The sequence below is a fragment of the Bacillus sp. NP247 genome, from assembly GCF_018966865.1.
GTDB lineage: Bacteria > Bacillota > Bacilli > Bacillales > Bacillaceae_G > Bacillus_A.
In genome coordinates this window covers 2777770-2797440 of sequence record NZ_CP076653.1, presented here as the reverse complement: position 1 = coordinate 2797440, position 19671 = coordinate 2777770, and the positions used below count along the sequence as shown (strand labels likewise).

Sequence of the window (19671 nt, the reverse complement as noted above, 5' to 3'; positions counted from 1 at the left end):
GAAATTTCCCCACACCATGCCATGGCAAAGCGGCCGGGTGTGTCAGCAACCTTCCACTTCATCGCAGTCAAAGACCAACATTGTCTATTATACAATGTTATTCGTCTAGATGCAAGCATCTTTTTGTTTGCATCTGCTTTTCTCTACTTTTGCTATTATACATGGCACTTTAAAGAATATCAAGTTTTCATCAGCTCTTATTTAGCTTACAGTTTTTGGGTGTTATTTTCGTTTTTATATACTATAGAAGAAACTCATTCAAAAATAGCAAACGCGCCTCTTTCTTCTATATAAATAAGCAATAAAAAAACTCAAGGGAGAATCCCTTGAGTTTTTAATAATCTATTTAAAGATTACTCAGCAACGATTGTAGCAACTACACCGTAACCTACTGTACGTCCACCTTCACGAATAGAGAATTTAGTTCCCTCTTCGATAGCGATTGGAGCGATAAGTTCGATAGTCATTTCGATGTTGTCACCAGGCATTACCATTTCAGTACCTTCTGGTAATTGGATGATACCAGTTACGTCAGTTGTACGGAAGTAGAACTGAGGACGGTAGTTAGCGAAGAATGGAGTATGACGTCCACCTTCTTCTTTAGATAATACGAAAACTTCAGCTTTGAATTTAGCGTGTGCTTTTACAGAGCCAGTTTTAGCAAGAACTTGTCCACGTTGGATGTCTTCACGAGCAACCCCACGAAGAAGAGCACCGATGTTGTCTCCAGCTTGAGCTTGGTCAAGAAGTTTACGGAACATTTCTACACCAGTTACAGTTGTAGAAGCATTTTCTTCAGCAAGACCGATAATTTCTACTACGTCACCAACTTTAACGATTCCGCGCTCTACACGACCAGTTGCAACTGTACCACGACCTGTGATAGAGAATACATCCTCGATAGGCATTAAGAATGGTTTGTCAGTTTCACGTTCTGGAGTTGGGATGTAAGCATCAACTTCAGTCATTAATTCGATGATTTTTTCTTCCCACTCAGCTTCTCCTTGAAGAGCTTTAAGAGCAGAACCTTTAATTACAGGGATATCGTCGCCTGGGAATCCGTATTCAGATAATAGGTCGCGAACTTCCATTTCTACTAATTCTAATAATTCTTCGTCATCTACCATGTCGCATTTGTTTAAGAATACAACGATGTAAGGAACACCTACTTGACGAGAAAGAAGGATGTGCTCACGTGTTTGAGGCATTGGGCCATCAGCAGCAGATACTACTAAGATACCGCCGTCCATTTGAGCAGCACCAGTGATCATGTTTTTAACATAGTCAGCATGACCTGGGCAGTCAACGTGTGCATAGTGACGAGTTTCAGTTTCGTACTCAACGTGTGCAGTTGAGATTGTGATTCCGCGCTCTCTTTCTTCTGGAGCAGCGTCGATTTGATCGTATCCGCGTGCTTCAGCACCACCAGCTTTTGCAAGAACTGTAGTGATCGCAGCAGTTAATGTAGTTTTACCATGGTCAACGTGGCCGATTGTACCGATGTTAACATGGGGTTTAGAACGTTCGAATTTAGCTTTAGCCATTCTAAATTCCTCCTTAGTTTATATAGGTTATTTTATATTTAGACTAGAAAGTGAAACTTACGTCCCACTTTCTAAGCTTACATAAGTAGTTATACTTGAACAATCGATAAAAATCAATTATTCACCTTTATTTTTTTTAATAATTTCTTCAGAAACAGACTTCGGTACTTCTTCATAATGATCAAATGTCATTGAGAATGTTCCGCGTCCTTGAGTGTTAGAACGTAATGCCGTTGCATAACCGAACATTTCAGAAAGTGGAACCATAGCGCGAACAACTTGAGCGTTACCGCGAGCTTCCATACCTTCTACACGTCCACGACGAGATGTTACGTCGCCCATAATGTCACCCATGTACTCTTCAGGAATTACAACTTCAACTTTCATCATTGGCTCAAGAATTACTGGGCTACATTTAGAAACCGCAGCTTTAAGCGCCATAGATGCAGCGATTTTGAACGCCATCTCAGATGAATCGACATCATGGTAAGATCCGTCAACTAACGCAGCTTTGATGTCAACTAGTGGATAACCAGCTAGTACACCATTTTTAAGTGAGTCTTCAAGACCCGCTCCAACAGCTGGGATGTATTCACGTGGAACTACACCGCCGACGATTTTGTTTTGGAATTCAAAACCTTTACCTTCTTCATTAGGTTCAAACTCAATCCAAACGTGACCGAATTGTCCACGACCACCAGATTGACGAGCGAACTTACCTTCAACTTTCGCAGCAGCGCGGAAAGTCTCACGGTATGCTACCTGAGGAGCACCAACGTTTGCTTCCACTTTGAATTCACGGCGCATACGGTCAACGATGATATCAAGGTGAAGTTCACCCATACCAGCGATAATTGTTTGGCCAGTTTCTTGGTCAGTGTGAGCACGGAATGTTGGATCTTCTTCAGAAAGCTTAGATAATGCTGTACCCATTTTATCTTGGTCAGCTTTAGATTTTGGTTCGATAGCTACAGAGATAACTGGTTCTGGGAATTCCATAGACTCAAGGATAACAAGACTCTTCTCATCACAAAGAGTATCACCAGTAGTAGTATCTTTTAAACCTACAGCAGCAGCGATATCACCAGCGTAAACTGTTGAAATCTCTTCACGGCTGTTAGCGTGCATTTGTAGGATACGACCTACACGCTCACGCTTACCTTTAGTTGAGTTTTTCACGTATGATCCAGAGTTTAACACACCAGAGTACACACGGAAGAACGTTAACTTACCAACATAAGGATCAGTCATGATTTTGAATGCTAAAGCTGCGAATGGTTCTTCATCGCTAGACTTACGTTCGATAGCTTCATCTGTATCCGGAAGAGTACCTTTAATAGCAGGTACATCTAATGGAGATGGTAGGTAGTCGATAACTGCGTCTAACAGAATTTGAACACCTTTATTTTTGAATGCAGAACCACAGATTACTGGGAAGAATTCTACAGAAGTTGTAGCCTTACGGATACCAGCTTTAAGCTCTTCTACAGTGATTTCTTCACCTTCTAGGTACTTCATCATCATTTCTTCATCAAGCTCAGCTACCGCTTCAATAAGTTTTCCACGGTATTCTTCAGCTAATTCTTTGTGCTCTTCAGGAATTTCGACACGCTCGATGTCTGTTCCTAAATCGTTAGCGTACATGTAAGCACACTCTTCAACAAGGTCAATGATACCATTGAACTCATCTTCAGCACCGATTGGTAACTGAATTGGATGTGCGTTTGCTTGTAAACGATCGTGGATTGTTCCTACAGAGTATAAGAAATCTGCACCAATCTTATCCATTTTGTTAACGAATACGATACGAGGTACACCATAAGTAGTAGCCTGACGCCAAACAGTTTCTGTTTGTGGTTCTACACCAGATTGTGCATCAAGTACTGCTACTGCGCCATCAAGTACGCGTAAAGAACGTTCTACTTCTACTGTGAAATCTACGTGCCCTGGAGTGTCAATGATATTTACACGGTGACCTTTCCATTGTGCTGTAGTTGCAGCAGAAGTAATTGTGATACCACGTTCTTGCTCTTGCTCCATCCAGTCCATCTGAGATGCACCTTCATGAGTTTCACCGATTTTATGAATACGTCCTGTGTAATACAGAATACGCTCAGTTGCTGTTGTTTTACCAGCATCGATGTGAGCCATGATACCAATATTACGAGTGTTTTCTAAAGAGAACTCTCTAGTCATTTGGTGTCTTGCTCCTTCCATATATGGATTGGATTATTTTATTTTAAGTAGCAAAAAAGCCACTTTATATTGTTACATATGCCAGTGTCCAGTACCCTCATTATGTAAAACGAGCGCCCAACGAAAGGGAGAGGCATTCTCCCTCTCCACACTTCCATAAGCGACAAATAAAGCGGTTTATGCTTACATTTATTTTACGTTGAATCCTACCAACGGTAATGAGCAAATGCTTTGTTAGCTTCTGCCATTTTATGAGTGTCTTCACGTTTCTTAACAGATGCACCAGCATTGTTAGCTGCATCTAAAATTTCGTAAGCTAGACGCTCTTCCATAGTTTTTTCACCACGAAGACGAGCATAGTTTACTAACCAGCGAAGACCTAAAGTTGTACGGCGTTCTGGACGAACCTCAACTGGAACTTGGTAGTTAGCACCACCAACACGACGAGCGCGTACTTCAAGAACAGGCATGATGTTCTTAAGAGCTTGCTCGAATACTTCCATTGGTTCTTTATCTGAACGTTCACGAACGATATCGAAAGCGTTATAAAGAATTGTTTGAGATTTACCTTTTTTACCGTCAACCATCATTTTGTTGATTAGGCGTGTTACAAGTTTAGAATTGTACATTGGATCTGGTAACACGTCACGTTTCGCAACAGGTCCTTTACGAGGCATATTGAGTTCCTCCTTTCATTATAAGTTTATTATTTTTTAGCAGGTTTTGGTCGCTTAGTACCATATTTAGAACGTCCTTGCATACGTTTGTCAACACCAGCTGTATCAAGCGCACCACGAACGATGTGGTAACGTACCCCTGGTAAATCCTTTACTCGACCACCGCGAATTAATACTACGCTATGCTCTTGTAGGTTATGACCGATACCTGGGATGTAAGCTGTAACTTCAATACCATTTGTTAAACGTACACGAGCGTATTTACGTAACGCTGAGTTCGGTTTCTTCGGAGTCATTGTACCAACACGAGTACATACACCACGTTTTTGAGGTGCAGAGATATCAGTTGATTTTTTCTTTAAAGAGTTAAAACCTTTGTTTAACGCAGGTGATTTAGACTTCCATACTTTATCAGTACGACCATTTCTCACTAATTGGTTAATAGTAGGCATTTGATTATCCTCCCTTCGCATGTTTGTATGACCACATATCCAGGTGGTTCATTATTAGTTGAAAACAAAGTTTTTGCAAGGAAGAGCAAATGCTCTCTCCTCACAAAAACAGTTTTAACTTATTATTCCTATTGCTGAAGCTCCCACTTGAATCCCCGAAACTTTTCCAAGCTTACGAACTGATTCAACTTTGGTTATGGGTATGTTATGTTGCAAGGCAGTACGAATGATAACGTGAGTTAATCTCACATCAGCATCTTCCGCAATGACAACTTCTTTAACTATACCATCTTTGATTGCTTCCAATGTTCGTTTATGACCAACGACTACATTTTCAGCATTTGACACTTTTTGATAAGACATATAAATATCCTCCAAAGCATCGTTCAGGAGCAACCTTGATTATAGTAACATTTTGACTCATACAATGTCAACTAGGATTAGCTGTTTTTATACAAAATTTACGACGGAAAATTTTACTGTTCCACATAAACTTCATCGTTTTCTACATTCATGTTATCTTGTGTTATTTTTACAAGATCCACTTTGCGATAACGATTCATACCTGTTCCAGCAGGAACAAGCTTACCGATAATAACATTTTCTTTCAATCCTAGAAGTTCATCGCGTTTACCCTTAATTGCTGCATCTGTTAGAACACGAGTTGTTTCTTGGAACGATGCTGCAGATAAGAACGAATCAGTTTCAAGTGAAGCTTTAGTAATACCAAGTAGAACTGGTCTAGCTGTTGCTGGTTGTTTACCTTTCAGTAACACCTTCGCATTCGCATCAGTAAACTGATGGATATCTAGTAATGTTCCTGGTAATACATCTGTTTCACCCGCGTCACTTACACGCACTTTACGTAGCATTTGACGTACCATTACTTCTACGTGTTTGTCACCAATTTCTACCCCTTGCATACGGTATACTTTTTGAACTTCACGTAATAAGTATTCTTGAACGGCTGTAATGTCCGTTACTTTTAGTAATTCTTTCGGATCAATAGAACCTTCTGTTAACTCTTTACCGTGGCTAATTGGCTGTCCTAGAGTTACTTTCAGACGAGCACCGTAAGGAATAGCATACGTACGAGCTTCAACTTCACCCTGTACAACTACTTCTTGGCGATCTTTAACATCGTTGATCGCTGCGATAACACCGTCGATTTCACTGATAACTGCCTGACCTTTCGGATTACGAGCTTCGAAGATCTCTTGGATACGAGGTAAACCTTGTGTGATATCATCTCCGGCAACCCCACCTGTATGGAACGTACGCATCGTTAACTGTGTACCTGGCTCACCGATAGATTGAGCTGCGATAATACCTACCGCCTCTCCTACTTCTACGTCTGTACCAGTTGCTAAGTTACGACCGTAACACTTCTTACATACACCGTGGCGAGTATTACACGTAAACGCTGAACGAATGTTTACAGTTTCAACACCCGACTTTTCAACAATATGAGCAATATCTTCAGTAATTAATTGGTTTTCACTAACTAATACTTCACCTGTTTCAGGATGTTTTACAGTTTTTCTTGCAAAACGTCCAACAAGACGATCATATAGTGACTCAATAACTTCATTACCCTCTTTAATCGCACCAATTAGTAAACCACGGTCTGTTCCACAATCATCTTGACGAACAATTACATCTTGTGCAACGTCTACAAGACGACGTGTTAAGTAACCAGAATCGGCAGTTTTAAGTGCTGTATCGGCAAGACCTTTACGCGCACCATGCGTAGAGATGAAGTATTCAAGTACTGTTAAACCTTCACGGAAACTTGATTTGATTGGAAGCTCAATGATACGACCAGATGGATTGGCCATCAGACCACGCATACCAGCAAGCTGAGTAAAGTTCGATGCGTTACCACGGGCACCAGAATCACTCATCATGAAGATTGGATTGCGTTTATTCAAGGATTTCATCAGTTTTCCTTGGATAACATCTTTTGCATTACTCCAAATAGAGATAACGCGATCGTAACGTTCTTCTTCCGTGATTAAACCACGACGGAATTGTTTAATTACATTATCTACTTTTGCTTGTGCTTCATGGAGAATTTCATCTTTTTCACCTAATACAAGAATGTCTGATACCCCAACTGTAATACCAGCTTTTGTAGAGTATTTAAATCCTAAGTTTTTCATACGGTCAAGCATGCGAGATGTTTCTGTAATTTGGAAACGTTTGAATACTTCCGCAATGATATTACCAAGGATTTTCTTGCTAAATGGTGCCACTTCTTCGCGACTAGCAATAATTTCTTTAATGTTCGCACCTTTTTCAACGAAATATTCCGCTGGTGTTTCTTTTTCAAGGTTTGAGTTTGTTGGTTCATTAATATAAGGGAACGACTCTGGTAAGATTTCGTTAAATATTAATTTACCAACTGTTGTTAATAGAAGCTTACTCTTTTGCTCTTCAGTAAACGTTACATTATTTACCGAACTCGCAGCAACTGCAACACGTGTGTGCAGATGTACATATCCATTTTGGTATGCAAGTATTGCTTCGTTTGCATCTTTGAAGACCATACCTTCACCGATTGCACCCTCGCGCTCAAGTGTTAAGTAATAGTTACCTAATACCATATCCTGAGATGGAGTAACAACTGGTTTTCCGTCTTTTGGATTCAAGATGTTTTGTGCCGCTAACATAAGAATACGAGCTTCTGCTTGTGCTTCTGATGATAACGGAACGTGAACCGCCATTTGGTCACCGTCAAAGTCCGCGTTGTATGCAGTACATACAAGTGGGTGAAGACGGATTGCACGACCTTCTACTAATGTAGGTTCAAACGCCTGGATACCAAGACGGTGAAGTGTTGGTGCACGGTTTAGAAGTACCGGATGCTCTTTGATCACAGATTCTAAAACGTCCCAAACTTCAGGGTGTACACGCTCGATTTTACGTTTAGCACTCTTAATGTTGTGTGCTAATCCTTTTCCAACTAACTCTTTCATAACGAAAGGTTTAAACAATTCAAGCGCCATTTCTTTCGGCAATCCACATTGGTACATCTTTAAGTTCGGTCCTACAACGATTACAGAACGGCCAGAGTAGTCAACACGTTTACCTAATAAGTTTTGACGGAAACGTCCTTGTTTACCTTTAAGCATGTGAGATAGTGATTTTAATGGACGGTTACCTGGTCCAGTAACTGGACGGCCACGGCGACCATTATCGATTAATGCGTCTACAGCTTCTTGTAACATACGTTTTTCGTTTTGAACGATGATGCTTGGTGCACCTAAGTCCAATAGACGTTTTAAACGGTTGTTACGGTTAATTACACGACGATATAAGTCGTTTAAATCAGAAGTAGCAAAACGTCCACCATCTAACTGTACCATCGGGCGTAGTTCTGGTGGGATAACTGGAAGAACATCTAAGATCATCCAAGATGGGTGATTTCCAGAGTTACGGAATGCTTCTAATACTTCTAGACGTTTAATAGCACGAGTACGGCGTTGTCCTTGTGCTGTTTTTAATTCTTCTTTTAAGAAGTCTACTTCTTTATCTAAATCGATGTCTTGCAGTAGTTTTTTAATCGCTTCTGCACCCATAGCAGCATGGAATGTGCTACCATATCGATCACGATATGCACGGTATTCTTTTTCAGAAAGTAATTGCTTCTTATCAAGTGGTGTATCTCCACTTTCTGTTACAACATAAGAAGCGAAATAAATTACTTCTTCAAGCGCGCGAGGGGACATGTCTAAGACAAGTCCCATGCGGCTCGGGATACCTTTGAAATACCAAATATGAGATACAGGAGCAGCTAATTCGATATGACCCATACGTTCACGACGAACTTTTGCACGCGTTACTTCAACGCCACATCGATCACAAACTACACCTTTATAACGTACACGTTTATATTTTCCGCAATGACATTCCCAGTCCTTTTGTGGTCCGAAAATACGCTCACAGAACAAGCCATCTTTTTCAGGCTTTAACGTACGATAGTTAATTGTTTCTGGTTTCTTAACTTCACCGTATGACCAAGAACGAATCTTGTCAGGTGAAGCAAGTCCAATCTTCATATATTCAAAGTTATTTACATCTATCAAGGGGCCTACCTCCCTTTTAGTCTACAGGTTATCCCAATTATTCCTTAGTTGTCTCAACTTCAACATTCAATTTATCTGCTGATTGATGATCATCGTCATCTTCCGTATCACGCATTTCAATTTCTGTATCGTTGATAGACATCATTTTAACGTCCATACCTAAACTTTGCAGTTCTTTAATCAATACTTTGAATGATTCAGGAACGCCTGGTTCTGGAACATTTTCACCTTTAACAATTGCTTCATACGTCTTAACACGTCCAATAACATCATCAGACTTCACTGTCAAGATTTCTTGAAGAGTATAAGCAGCACCATAAGCTTCAAGTGCCCAAACCTCCATCTCACCGAAACGCTGTCCACCGAACTGAGCTTTACCTCCAAGAGGTTGCTGCGTTACAAGTGAGTATGGTCCAGTAGAACGAGCATGAAGTTTATCGTCAACCATGTGCGCAAGTTTGATCATATACATGACACCAACAGATACGCGGTTATCGAATGGCTCACCAGTACGTCCGTCATACAGGACTGTTTTCGCGTCATTTGCCATACCAGCTTCTTCAATTGTGCCCCATACATCTTCCTCACGAGCACCATCGAATACCGGTGTTGCAATGTGAATACCAAGGTATCTTGCTGCCATACCAAGATGAAGCTCTAATACCTGACCGATATTCATACGAGATGGTACCCCTAATGGGTTTAACATGATATCGATTGGCGTACCATCTGGTAAATAAGGCATATCTTCTTCCGGTAAAATACGGGAAATAACACCTTTGTTACCATGACGACCGGCCATCTTATCACCTTCAGAAATTTTACGTTTTTGAACGATATATGCACGTACAAGTTGATTCACGCCTGGTGGCAATTCATCGCCATCTTCACGGTTGAATACTTTTACGTCTAAGATAATACCGCCACCACCGTGTGGTACACGTAGTGATGTATCACGTACTTCACGTGCTTTCTCTCCAAAGATAGCGTGTAATAGACGTTCTTCAGCTGTTAATTCTGTTACACCTTTAGGTGTTACTTTACCAACAAGTAAATCTCCATCTTTTACTTCCGCACCAACGCGAATGATACCGCGCTCGTCAAGGTTACGTAATGCATCTTCCCCAACGTTTGGAATGTCACGTGTAATTTCTTCTGGTCCAAGCTTCGTATCACGAGCTTCTGACTCATATTCTTCAATATGAATAGAAGTGTACACATCATCTTTTACAAGGCGCTCACTCATAATGATCGCATCCTCGTAGTTATAACCGTCCCAAGTCATGAAGCCAACAAGCACGTTACGTCCAAGTGCTAGTTCGCCTAATTCCATAGAAGGACCATCCGCAAGGATTTCACCTTTTACAACTTCATTTCCAACACTTACGATTGGACGTTGGTTGTAGCAAGTTCCTTGGTTAGAACGAATGAATTTTTGCATTTTGTAGCGATCTAAGTCGCCTTTTACTGTTTGACCGTCAACGTCTACATAGCGACGTACCCAAACTTCACGTGCTTCTACGCGTTCAACAACACCAGGGTGTTTACAGATTACTGCAGCACCTGAGTCTTTTGCTGATACGTACTCCATACCTGTACCTACAATCGGAGATTCCGGATTCATTAACGGAACCGCCTGACGTTGCATGTTTGCTCCCATAAGTGCGCGGTTAGAGTCATCGTTTTCTAAGAACGGAATACAAGCTGTCGCTGCCGACACTACTTGTTTTGGAGATACATCCATGTAATCGATGCGTTCTTTATTTGTGACAATGTTTTCACCACGGAAACGAGCTACGATATCTTCATCAAGGAATTCCCCTACTTCAGATAATTTCATATTCGCTTGGGCTACAACATAGTTATCTTCTTCATCTGCTGTTAAATAATCAACCTGCCCTGTTACAAGACCAGATTCTGGATCAACACGACGGTATGGTGTTTCAATGAAACCAAACTCATTTACTTTCGCAAACGAAGATAATGAGTTGATCAAACCGATGTTTGGTCCCTCTGGTGTTTCGATTGGACACATACGACCATAGTGAGAGTAGTGAACGTCACGTACTTCAAAGCCTGCGCGCTCACGCGTTAAACCACCGGGTCCTAATGCAGATAGTCTTCGTTTGTGAGTTAACTCTGCTAATGGGTTTGTTTGATCCATGAACTGAGATAACTGAGAACTTCCGAAGAACTCTTTAATAGATGCAATAACCGGGCGAATGTTAATTAACGCTTGTGGTGTAATTGCATTTGTATCTTGGATCGACATTCTCTCACGAACAACACGTTCCATACGAGAAAGACCGATACGGAATTGGTTTTGTAGTAACTCTCCTACAGAGCGCAGACGACGATTTCCTAGGTGGTCAATATCATCTGTATCCCCTACTTTATATAGCAAGTTAAAGAAGTAGCTAATAGAAGCAAGAATATCACCTGGTGTGATGTGTTTTATATCACGAGTAATATTTGCATTCCCAATTACGTTTATAGATCGTTCGCCTTCTGATTCTGGAGCATAAATCTTAATAGATTGCAGCTCAACATCGCCTGCTACCACTCCGCCCATTGGTTTCGCTGTTTTGAATCCAATGTTTTTCTCTAAGTAAGGTAGAATGCGATCCAGTGTACGACGATCTAAGACTGTTCCTTCTGCCGCTAAAATTTCACCAGTTTCTGGATCCACCAGTGTTTCAGCTAAACGTTGGTTAAACAATCTGTTTTTAATGTGTAGCTTTTTGTTGATCTTATAGCGACCTACATTTGCTAAATCGTAGCGCTTCGGATCAAAGAAACGAGACACAAGTAAGCTCTTTGCATTTTCTACTGTTGGTGGTTCACCAGGGCGTAGACGCTCATAAATTTCAAGCAATGCTTTTTCTGTGCTATCTGTGTTGTCTTTTTCTAACGTATTGCTTAAGTATTCGTTATCACCTAAAAGCTCGGTGATTTCTTGATCAGAGCCAAACCCTAATGCGCGTAACAAAACAGTTACAGGAAGTTTACGCGTACGGTCAATACGCACATATACAACATCCTTAGCATCTGTTTCATACTCTAACCAAGCTCCGCGGTTTGGAATTACAGTAGCAGTAAAACCACGTTTTCCGTTTTTATCCACTTTGCCACTATAGTATACGCTTGGAGAGCGAACTAACTGGGAAACGATAACACGTTCTGCACCGTTAATTACGAATGTTCCAGTCTCTGTCATGAGTGGGAAATCTCCCATGAACACATCTTGTTCTTTTACTTCACCAGTTTCTTTGTTGATTAGACGCACTTTTACACGAAGTGGTGCTGCATACGTCACATCACGCTCTTTGCATTCTTCTACAGAGTATTTAGGTTCACCTAAGCTGTAGTCGATAAATTCAAGCGATAGATTTCCCGTAAAGTCTTCGATCGGAGAAATGTCCTGGAACATTTCTCGCAAACCCTCATCAAGAAACCACTGATAAGAAGAGGTTTGAATTTCGATAAGATTTGGTAACTCTAATACTTCACTAATACGGGCATAACTTCTTCGTTGGCGGTGGCGTCCGTATTGAACTAGTTGACCTGTCAACTGCTTCACCCCTCAAATCATGAGTATTATAAATGCACAAAAAAATTTGTGCAAAATCACAAATAAATACAACTACTGCTATTAGCGTAGTTTTTTTCTCTTAAAGATAGATACGTTGAGTCTTTCTACCTGCTCAAAAAAGAAAAATGGCTTCTATAAGAAAACCATCATTCTGTTTCATAATCTGCTGATTTTACTATCTTTTCCAAGAGAAGCAAAAATATACATCTTTCTCAACGCAGAAAATCATATATTGGCATTGTATAATGTTAACATAGCCAAAAATAACCGTCAACGCTTTTTTGATTTTATGATATAATATCCTTTTTTCTTTTCTACAACTTCAACTTCAGAAAATACTTCTTCTAGTTTTTTCAGCGCAGATGGCGCACCTTGTTTCTTTTGAATAACAATCCACAATTCTCCACCTGAAACTAAATACTCCACAGCATTTTCTAAAATCTCATGCACGATATCTTTACCAGCACGAATTGGAGGATTAGATAGAATAACAGCATACTTGCCATCTACATTTTCATAGACACTACTTTGCAAAATACGTATATTTTCAATTCTGTTATTAGCGGCATTTTCTTTTGCAAGTCCCAAGGCCCTTTCATTCACATCCACCATGTGAATTTCACGATTTTGAAACTCTTTCGCTAACGACAGACCGATTGGACCGTACCCACATCCTACGTCTAACACATTACCTTTAACATCTGGCATTTGAAACGCTTCAATTAAAAGACGAGAACCAAAGTCCACTTCGTTTTTCGAGAACACCCCATGGTCAGATAAAAAAGTAAATCGAGATTCACGAAGTGTAACTTCCCATCGTTTACGATCACTTTTACTAGAAGGGTCGTTAGAAAAATAATGGTCTGCCATATGGCCACCTCTTTTCTTTACAGTTAAAAAAAAAGCTCGCATGAGAGCGAGCTTTTTTTTAAGCACCAAAAGTTAATTACTTAACTTCTACAGCAGCGCCAACTTCTTCAAGTTTAGCTTTCATTTCTTCAGCTTCCTCTTTAGTAACGCCTTCTTTGATTGCTTTTGGAGTGTTGTCAACTAATTCTTTAGCTTCTTTTAAGCCAAGACCAGTGATTTCACGTACAGCTTTGATAACTTTGATTTTTTGAGCGCCAGCACTTGCAAGTACTACGTCAAATTCAGTTTGCTCAGCAGCAGCTTCACCAGCGCCACCAGCTACAGCTACAGGAGCAGCAGCAGTTACGCCGAATTCTTCCTCGATAGCTTTTACTAAGTCGTTAAGTTCTAATACAGTCATAGATTTAACTGCTTCAATGATTTGTTCTTTAGTCATTGTAAATATCCTCCCTTAAATAGGTTTGTATTGTTTTATAGATAACAAGTAATTATCTTTTAAAAAATTAAGCGCCTTGCTCTTCCTTTTGATCTGCAACTGCTTTAGTAGCAAGTGCAAGGTTACGGATTGGAGCTTGAAGAACGCTAAGAAGCATAGAAAGTAAGCCTTCACGTGATGGAAGAGTAGCGATAGCTTTAACCTCATCAAGTGTTACAAGTTTACCTTCGATTACGCCAGCTTTAATTTCTAAAGCTTCATGATTTTTAGCGAAGTCGTTTAATACTTTCGCAGGAGCAACTACATCCTCGTTACTGAACGCGATTGCGTTTGGTCCTGTTAAGAATTCGTTTAACTCAGCCATTTCAGCAGACTCTGCAGCACGACGAGTTAAAGAGTTTTTGTAAACTTTGAACTCAACGCCAGCTTCACGTAAGTTTTTACGTAATTCTGTTGCTTCAGAAACTGTTAAACCACGGTAGTCAACAACGATTGTAGATTTACTCGCGCGAAGTTTTTCAGCGATTTCAGTTACAACTTGTTGTTTAGTTTCGATTACTTTGCTCATGTTATTACACCTCCTGTAGATTATATAGAAGATGTACCGAAAGTGCACTAAAAACCTCCATGCCCAACTTGTAGACATGGAGGCATATAGTCACAGAAAAAAGATTCCGCTTCGTATATTAACACCTAGGTAGGAAATTAAGTCGAATCGACACCTACTGTCTACGGTACACTATTAAAATTCACAACATAAATGATTATATTAAAACTTCTTTATGAAGTCAACTTCCAATTTTTACGCAAGTGTAGAAACGTCTACGCGTACGCCAGGTCCCATTGTAGAAGCAACAGTTGCGTTCTTCATGTAAGTACCTTTTGCAGCAGCTGGCTTAGCTTTTTGTAGCGTGTCAGCAATTGTTTTGAAGTTTTCTACTAATTTAGCATCTTCGAAAGATACTTTACCGATTGGAACGTGGATGTTACCAGCTTTATCAACGCGGTATTCAACTTTACCAGCTTTGATTTCGTTAACAGCTTTAGTTACATCGAAAGTAACTGTTCCAGTTTTAGGGTTTGGCATTAAACCTTTAGGTCCTAATACACGACCAAGTTTACCAACTTCACCCATCATGTCAGGAGTCGCTACTACTACATCGAAGTCGAACCAACCTTTTTGGATTTTACCGATGTAATCAGCATCGCCTACGAATTCAGCGCCAGCAGCTTCAGCTTCTTTTGCTTTTTCGCCTTTAGCGAATACTAATACACGTTGTACTTTACCAGTACCGTGTGGAAGAACAACTGCACCACGAATTTGTTGGTCAGCTTTCTTAGGGTCAACACCTAAACGGAATGCAGCTTCTACAGTTGCATCAAATTTAGCTGTGTTTGTTTTCTTTACTAATTCTACTGCTTCTGTTGCAGAGTAAGCAGATGCACGATCAACAAGCTTTGCAGCTTCTACGTACTTTTTACCTCTTTTAGCCATGTTTGTTTCCTCCTTGAATGTGGTTTTAGCGGAATAACCTCCCACGTTTACGCCTTCATTCCGAGAACCCCCGAGGATGTGCGCCCATCCATTTATTTAAAAACAATAATCATTTACGATAATAAAGGTTGCGAATTGGAATTCCAGACCCGCAACCTTTTTTACAAAAAACAAATCGAATTAGTCTTCGATAACGATGCCCATACTGCGCGCAGTACCTTCAACCATACGCATTGCAGCTTCTACGCTAGCAGCGTTTAGGTCAGGCATTTTAGTTTCAGCGATTTCGCGTACTTTATCACGCTTAACAGTTGCCACTTTATTACGGTTTGGTTCACCAGAACCAGACTCAATACCAGCTACTTTCTTAAGAAGAACAGCAGCAGGAGGAGTTTTAGTAATGAAAGTGAATGAACGGTCCTCAAATACCGTAATTTCAACAGGGATGATAAGACCAGCTTGATCAGCTGTACGAGCGTTAAACTCTTTACAGAAGCCCATGATGTTAACACCTGCTTGTCCTAATGCTGGACCAACCGGTGGAGCTGGATTAGCTTTACCTGCAGGAATCTGAAGTTTTACCATTTTAATTACCTTTTTAGCCACGAGACACACCTCCTTAAGTCCGTGATGTGGTCAATTGGGCAGTGATTTGCCCTCCCACTTCATATTTTATCATAATGATAAAATCTTTTTCAAAAAACGTCTCCGTTACCGAAGACGTACTGACTTAAAAGATATTATCACTTTTTACAATTCATTTCAAGTTTCATTTTATAATTTTTCAATTTGATGGAAATCAAGTTCAACCGGAGTCTCGCGACCAAACATGTCTACAAGCACGCTAACTTTTTTCTTTTCCACATCAATTTCTTCAATCGCACCTGTATAATCCGCGAATGGCCCTTCATTTACACGCACTGTTTCATGAAGTTCAAATTCGAAATCAACCACTTCATTGTCCATTCCCATATGCTTCATGATGGTAACAACTTCCTCTTCTAATAGAGGCGATGGTTTAGATCCTGAACCAGAAGAACCGACAAAACCTGTTACACCTGGCGTATTACGAACAACATACCAAGAGTCGTCAGTCATGATTAGTTCTACTAATACGTAACCTGGGAACACTTTTCTTTTTGTTATTTTTTCTTTACCATTTTTCATTTCTACTTCTACTTCTTCCGGGACAACAACACGGAAAATTTTATCTTGCATACCCATTGATTCTACACGTTTCTCTAGGTTTGCCTTTACTTTATTTTCATATCCAGAATAAGTATGGACAACATACCAACTTTTTTCCATTCATTTAGGACGAGCGTCCTTCCCTCCCTGACGTACATTTTTTTGCGCAAATGAAAAAACCCGTTCACCGGGCTTTTACACAGTTCTTATAAATAACATTATATCATGGATAAGTGCTTCTTATTCAAGAATTAACCAAGAATTAACCGAATTAAAGAAGAAATGCCCATATCAACTACTGCGAAGAAAATCGCAAAGAACACAACTGTCGCGATAACAGTCGTTGTTGAACGGAGTAATTCATCTTTTTTAGGCCAACTTACTTTTTTCATTTCGCGACCTACATCGCCGAAAAAGTTCGTTAAACGCATCTACGGGACCTCCAGTGTATTATTTCAATTATTTATTTTGTTTCTTTGTGAACTGTATGCTTATTGCATGTTTTACAAAACTTCTTTATCTCAAGTCGCTCTACTGAGCTCGTATCTTTCATCGTAGAGTAGTTTCGATTTTTACACTCTTCACATGAGAGTACAACTTTTTTCCTCATTAGTTACACCAACCTTGTGACATTATGTCCCTAAAAATGTATCATACAACAAAAGATAATGTCAATGTCATGACTTTCACTCTCTTCGCAAAAAGAAAACAGGTGAATTATTTTACACCTGCGGCACTTGCTATGAATTTAAAGTTGTACTCTCTCTCATCTCCATATATCTTTCTAATTTCCTTTTTACACGCTGTAATGCGTTATCAATAGATTTCACATGCCTGTTTAACTGTTCTGAAATTTCTTGATAGGAACGACCATCTAAGTATAAAGAGAGCACTTTTCTTTCTAAATCGCTTAATAATTCAGATATTTTTGATTCTATGTCTGTATATTCTTCCTGACTTATGATCATCTCTTCTGGATCAGTTACTTTCGATTCCGAAATAACATCTAATAGTGTTCGATCAGATTCCTCATCGTAAATTGGCTTGTCTAAAGACACATACGAATTTAATGGAATATGCTTTTGCCTTGTTGCTGTTTTAATAGCGGTAATAATTTGTCGAGTGATACACAGTTCAGCAAATGCTTTGAACGAAGACAGCTTGTCCCCTTTATAATCACGAATGGCTTTAAACAATCCAATCATGCCTTCTTGAACAATATCTTCTCGATCGGCACCCACTAAGAAATAAGATCTTGATTTCGCGCGAACAAAGTTCTTATATTTGTGAATTAAATACTCTAGAGCGTCAGTATTACCTTTTCGAACTAACTCAACAATTGCCTCATCCTCTAAATCACGAAATGTAACGTCGCCTACACTTACGAAGCCTGCTTCCACCTTGATCCCTCCGACCGCTATATATTTAGCAATATTATACAGTAAAAAGATAAAGAGCGTCAATGCTTCAACGCTCTCCTCGTCTTAATTTTTCTAATTTTTCTGTAATATCTTTACTAAATATCTTTCGCATGGCGGGTTGCTGTTCTTTCGTGTCTTTTGTACGCCTTCTAACTTGTTGTTCCATCGCTTGCACTTCTAACTCTAATTCACGCGCAGATTTTCGAAGTGCACCTTGCGCAAATATAATCCATTGCTCCGTATAATCCGAAGTTGCAACGTATATTTGTGTATTTATATTCCTAAGCTCAATCGCAAGTTGTTCTATCTTTTCATCTGCAGTTTGATTTTTTCTCGTGAATATTACTTCCACCCGCGATTGTTTCATCTTTTTTTCAATACCATGGACTGTATAGGCATCAAAGACAATCATTACCTTTGTGCCTGTATAGCCTTGATAATCCGCCATCTTATCAATAAGTGCGTCCCTTGATGATTGTAAATCTACATCCCGTAGTTTCTTCAAGTCTCCCCAAGCCCCGATAATGTTGTAACCGTCAACGATTAAAATATCGTCCATTTTTTATTTACCAATTTCGTGACGTTTACGATATACCTCATACATTAACAAACTTGCGGCTACTGAAGCATTTAAGGATGTAACTTTACCAACCATCGGTAAAGTAATTAGGAAATCACACTTTTCACCAATAATACGACTCATACCTTTTCCTTCACTACCAATTACTAGTCCGATTGGCATATTACCATCTAAATTACGGTAATCTGTTTTCCCTTTGGCATCTGTACCAGCAATCCAAAGTCCACGTTCTTTTAACTCATCAATTGTACGTGATAAATTTGTTACACGTGCAACAGGAATATATTCAATTGCCCCAGTCGATGCTTTCGCAACTGCCGCGGTAAGTCCCACCGCTCTTCTTTTCGGAATAATAACCCCATGAGCCCCTGTTGCATCCGCAGTACGCATAATGGAACCTAAGTTATGTGGGTCTTCAATTTCATCTAAAATTAAGAAGAACGGATCTTCATTACGTTTTTCTGCTAATTTAAACAAATCCTCTAACTCAGCATATTGATATGCAGCTACTTGAGCAATTACACCTTGATGATTTCCCTCAACCAATTGATCTAATTTCTTCTTTGGTGCGTGTTGTAAAATAACCTTATTCTCTTTTGCTAATGCTAGTACAATCTGCACTTGTCCTTTGGCAGCACCTTCCGCTACCAAAATTTTATTAATATCTCGCCCCGCTCTTAAAGCTTCAATTACAGGGTTACGCCCGATAATATATTCACTACTCATGATGATGTGCTCCCTTCCTTTTCTTCCAAAACGTCAATCGCCTTATATACAATCTCGTCCAATCTTTCACGATTATTCAACAAGTGATGATAACCAATTAGCGCTTCAAAGGCTGTACTATGTCGATATGTTTGTACATCTGTATTTTTCGGAACAGTACCCGAATTCGCATTACGCCCTCTTCTTAATACAGCCTCTTCCTCTTCTGTCAAAAATGCCGTCTCTAATAAATGATAAACAACTTTCGCCTGTGCTTTTGCCGAAACAAAGCTCGTCCCTAAGCGATGTAATTGATTAGGGCGAACTTTCCCTTTTTGAAGGAGGTGATAGCGGATATATTGTTCATATACCGCATCACCCATATATGCTAACGCTAAGCTGTTCAATTGCTTTGCATCAATCATTC

General features: G+C 39.8%; 19 protein-coding genes and 1 other annotated feature. All 19 genes read right to left on the bottom strand.

What is annotated here, in order from left to right; all coding sequences use genetic code 11:
- Positions 1-353 precede the first annotated feature (353 nt).
- Positions 354-1544: an elongation factor Tu gene (tuf, locus tag KPL75_RS14695; protein WP_002113319.1), complete on the bottom strand. Its 1191-nt coding sequence runs from the start codon at positions 1542-1544 to the stop codon at positions 354-356.
- A gap of 117 nt (positions 1545-1661) precedes the next feature.
- Entirely contained in the window at positions 1662-3740 is a 2079-nt protein-coding gene (gene fusA, locus KPL75_RS14690) for an elongation factor G (RefSeq protein WP_002113318.1), read from the bottom strand.
- Positions 3741-3946: 206 nt separating this feature from the next.
- Positions 3947-4417 carry a 30S ribosomal protein S7 gene (rpsG, locus tag KPL75_RS14685; protein WP_001137492.1) on the bottom strand — a complete coding sequence of 157 codons (471 nt, stop codon included), beginning with the start codon at positions 4415-4417 and terminating at the stop codon, positions 3947-3949.
- A 29-nt stretch (positions 4418-4446) separates the two neighbouring features.
- On the bottom strand, positions 4447-4869 hold the full coding sequence (gene rpsL, locus KPL75_RS14680) for a 30S ribosomal protein S12 (protein WP_001142341.1): 423 nt from the start codon (positions 4867-4869) through the stop codon (positions 4447-4449).
- Positions 4870-4983: 114 nt separating this feature from the next.
- Positions 4984-5232, bottom strand: a complete 249-nt coding sequence (locus KPL75_RS14675) for a ribosomal L7Ae/L30e/S12e/Gadd45 family protein (RefSeq protein WP_070140532.1) — start codon at positions 5230-5232, stop codon at positions 4984-4986.
- Between the two features lie 113 nt (positions 5233-5345).
- Positions 5346-8957, bottom strand: coding sequence for a DNA-directed RNA polymerase subunit beta' (rpoC, locus tag KPL75_RS14670; protein WP_219916819.1), 3612 nt, complete (start codon positions 8955-8957; stop codon positions 5346-5348).
- 37 nt (positions 8958-8994) lie between these two features.
- Positions 8995-12528: a DNA-directed RNA polymerase subunit beta gene (rpoB, locus tag KPL75_RS14665; protein WP_219916818.1), complete on the bottom strand. Its 3534-nt coding sequence runs from the start codon at positions 12526-12528 to the stop codon at positions 8995-8997.
- A gap of 291 nt (positions 12529-12819) precedes the next feature.
- Positions 12820-13419, bottom strand: coding sequence for a class I SAM-dependent methyltransferase (locus KPL75_RS14660; RefSeq protein ID WP_219916817.1), 600 nt, complete (start codon positions 13417-13419; stop codon positions 12820-12822).
- A 76-nt stretch (positions 13420-13495) separates the two neighbouring features.
- Positions 13496-13855: a 50S ribosomal protein L7/L12 gene (gene rplL / locus KPL75_RS14655; protein ID WP_002009788.1), complete on the bottom strand. Its 360-nt coding sequence runs from the start codon at positions 13853-13855 to the stop codon at positions 13496-13498.
- Positions 13856-13922: 67 nt separating this feature from the next.
- Positions 13923-14423 (bottom strand): 50S ribosomal protein L10, encoded by a 501-nt coding sequence (rplJ, locus tag KPL75_RS14650; protein WP_002009790.1) that lies wholly within the window; start codon positions 14421-14423, stop codon positions 13923-13925.
- A 39-nt stretch (positions 14424-14462) separates the two neighbouring features.
- Positions 14463-14608, bottom strand: a sequence feature (ribosomal protein L10 leader region).
- 49 nt (positions 14609-14657) lie between these two features.
- Positions 14658-15350 (bottom strand): 50S ribosomal protein L1, encoded by a 693-nt coding sequence (gene rplA, locus KPL75_RS14645; RefSeq protein WP_002009792.1) that lies wholly within the window; start codon positions 15348-15350, stop codon positions 14658-14660.
- Positions 15351-15530: 180 nt separating this feature from the next.
- Positions 15531-15956 carry a 50S ribosomal protein L11 gene (gene rplK, locus KPL75_RS14640; protein WP_001085872.1) on the bottom strand — a complete coding sequence of 142 codons (426 nt, stop codon included), beginning with the start codon at positions 15954-15956 and terminating at the stop codon, positions 15531-15533.
- Positions 15957-16124: 168 nt separating this feature from the next.
- Positions 16125-16658, bottom strand: a complete 534-nt coding sequence (gene nusG, locus KPL75_RS14635; RefSeq protein ID WP_002009795.1) for a transcription termination/antitermination protein NusG — start codon at positions 16656-16658, stop codon at positions 16125-16127.
- A gap of 131 nt (positions 16659-16789) precedes the next feature.
- Positions 16790-16969, bottom strand: coding sequence for a preprotein translocase subunit SecE (gene secE / locus KPL75_RS14630; RefSeq protein ID WP_002009797.1), 180 nt, complete (start codon positions 16967-16969; stop codon positions 16790-16792).
- Between the two features lie 32 nt (positions 16970-17001).
- The gene (rpmG, locus tag KPL75_RS14625) at positions 17002-17148 is read right to left on the bottom strand and encodes a 50S ribosomal protein L33 (protein ID WP_012260172.1); all 147 of its coding nucleotides are present in this window, start codon (positions 17146-17148) and stop codon (positions 17002-17004) included.
- A gap of 130 nt (positions 17149-17278) precedes the next feature.
- On the bottom strand, positions 17279-17938 hold the full coding sequence (locus KPL75_RS14620) for an RNA polymerase factor sigma-70 (RefSeq protein WP_002009799.1): 660 nt from the start codon (positions 17936-17938) through the stop codon (positions 17279-17281).
- Between the two features lie 67 nt (positions 17939-18005).
- Positions 18006-18518: an NYN domain-containing protein gene (locus KPL75_RS14615; RefSeq protein WP_219916816.1), complete on the bottom strand. Its 513-nt coding sequence runs from the start codon at positions 18516-18518 to the stop codon at positions 18006-18008.
- 3 nt (positions 18519-18521) lie between these two features.
- Positions 18522-19265: a 23S rRNA (guanosine(2251)-2'-O)-methyltransferase RlmB gene (gene rlmB, locus KPL75_RS14610; RefSeq protein WP_070140528.1), complete on the bottom strand. Its 744-nt coding sequence runs from the start codon at positions 19263-19265 to the stop codon at positions 18522-18524.
- On the bottom strand, positions 19262-19669 hold the full coding sequence (locus tag KPL75_RS14605) for a Mini-ribonuclease 3 (protein WP_002063411.1): 408 nt from the start codon (positions 19667-19669) through the stop codon (positions 19262-19264). Before KPL75_RS14605 ends, rlmB begins: the two co-directional genes overlap by 4 nt.
- Positions 19670-19671: the final 2 nt, after the last annotated feature.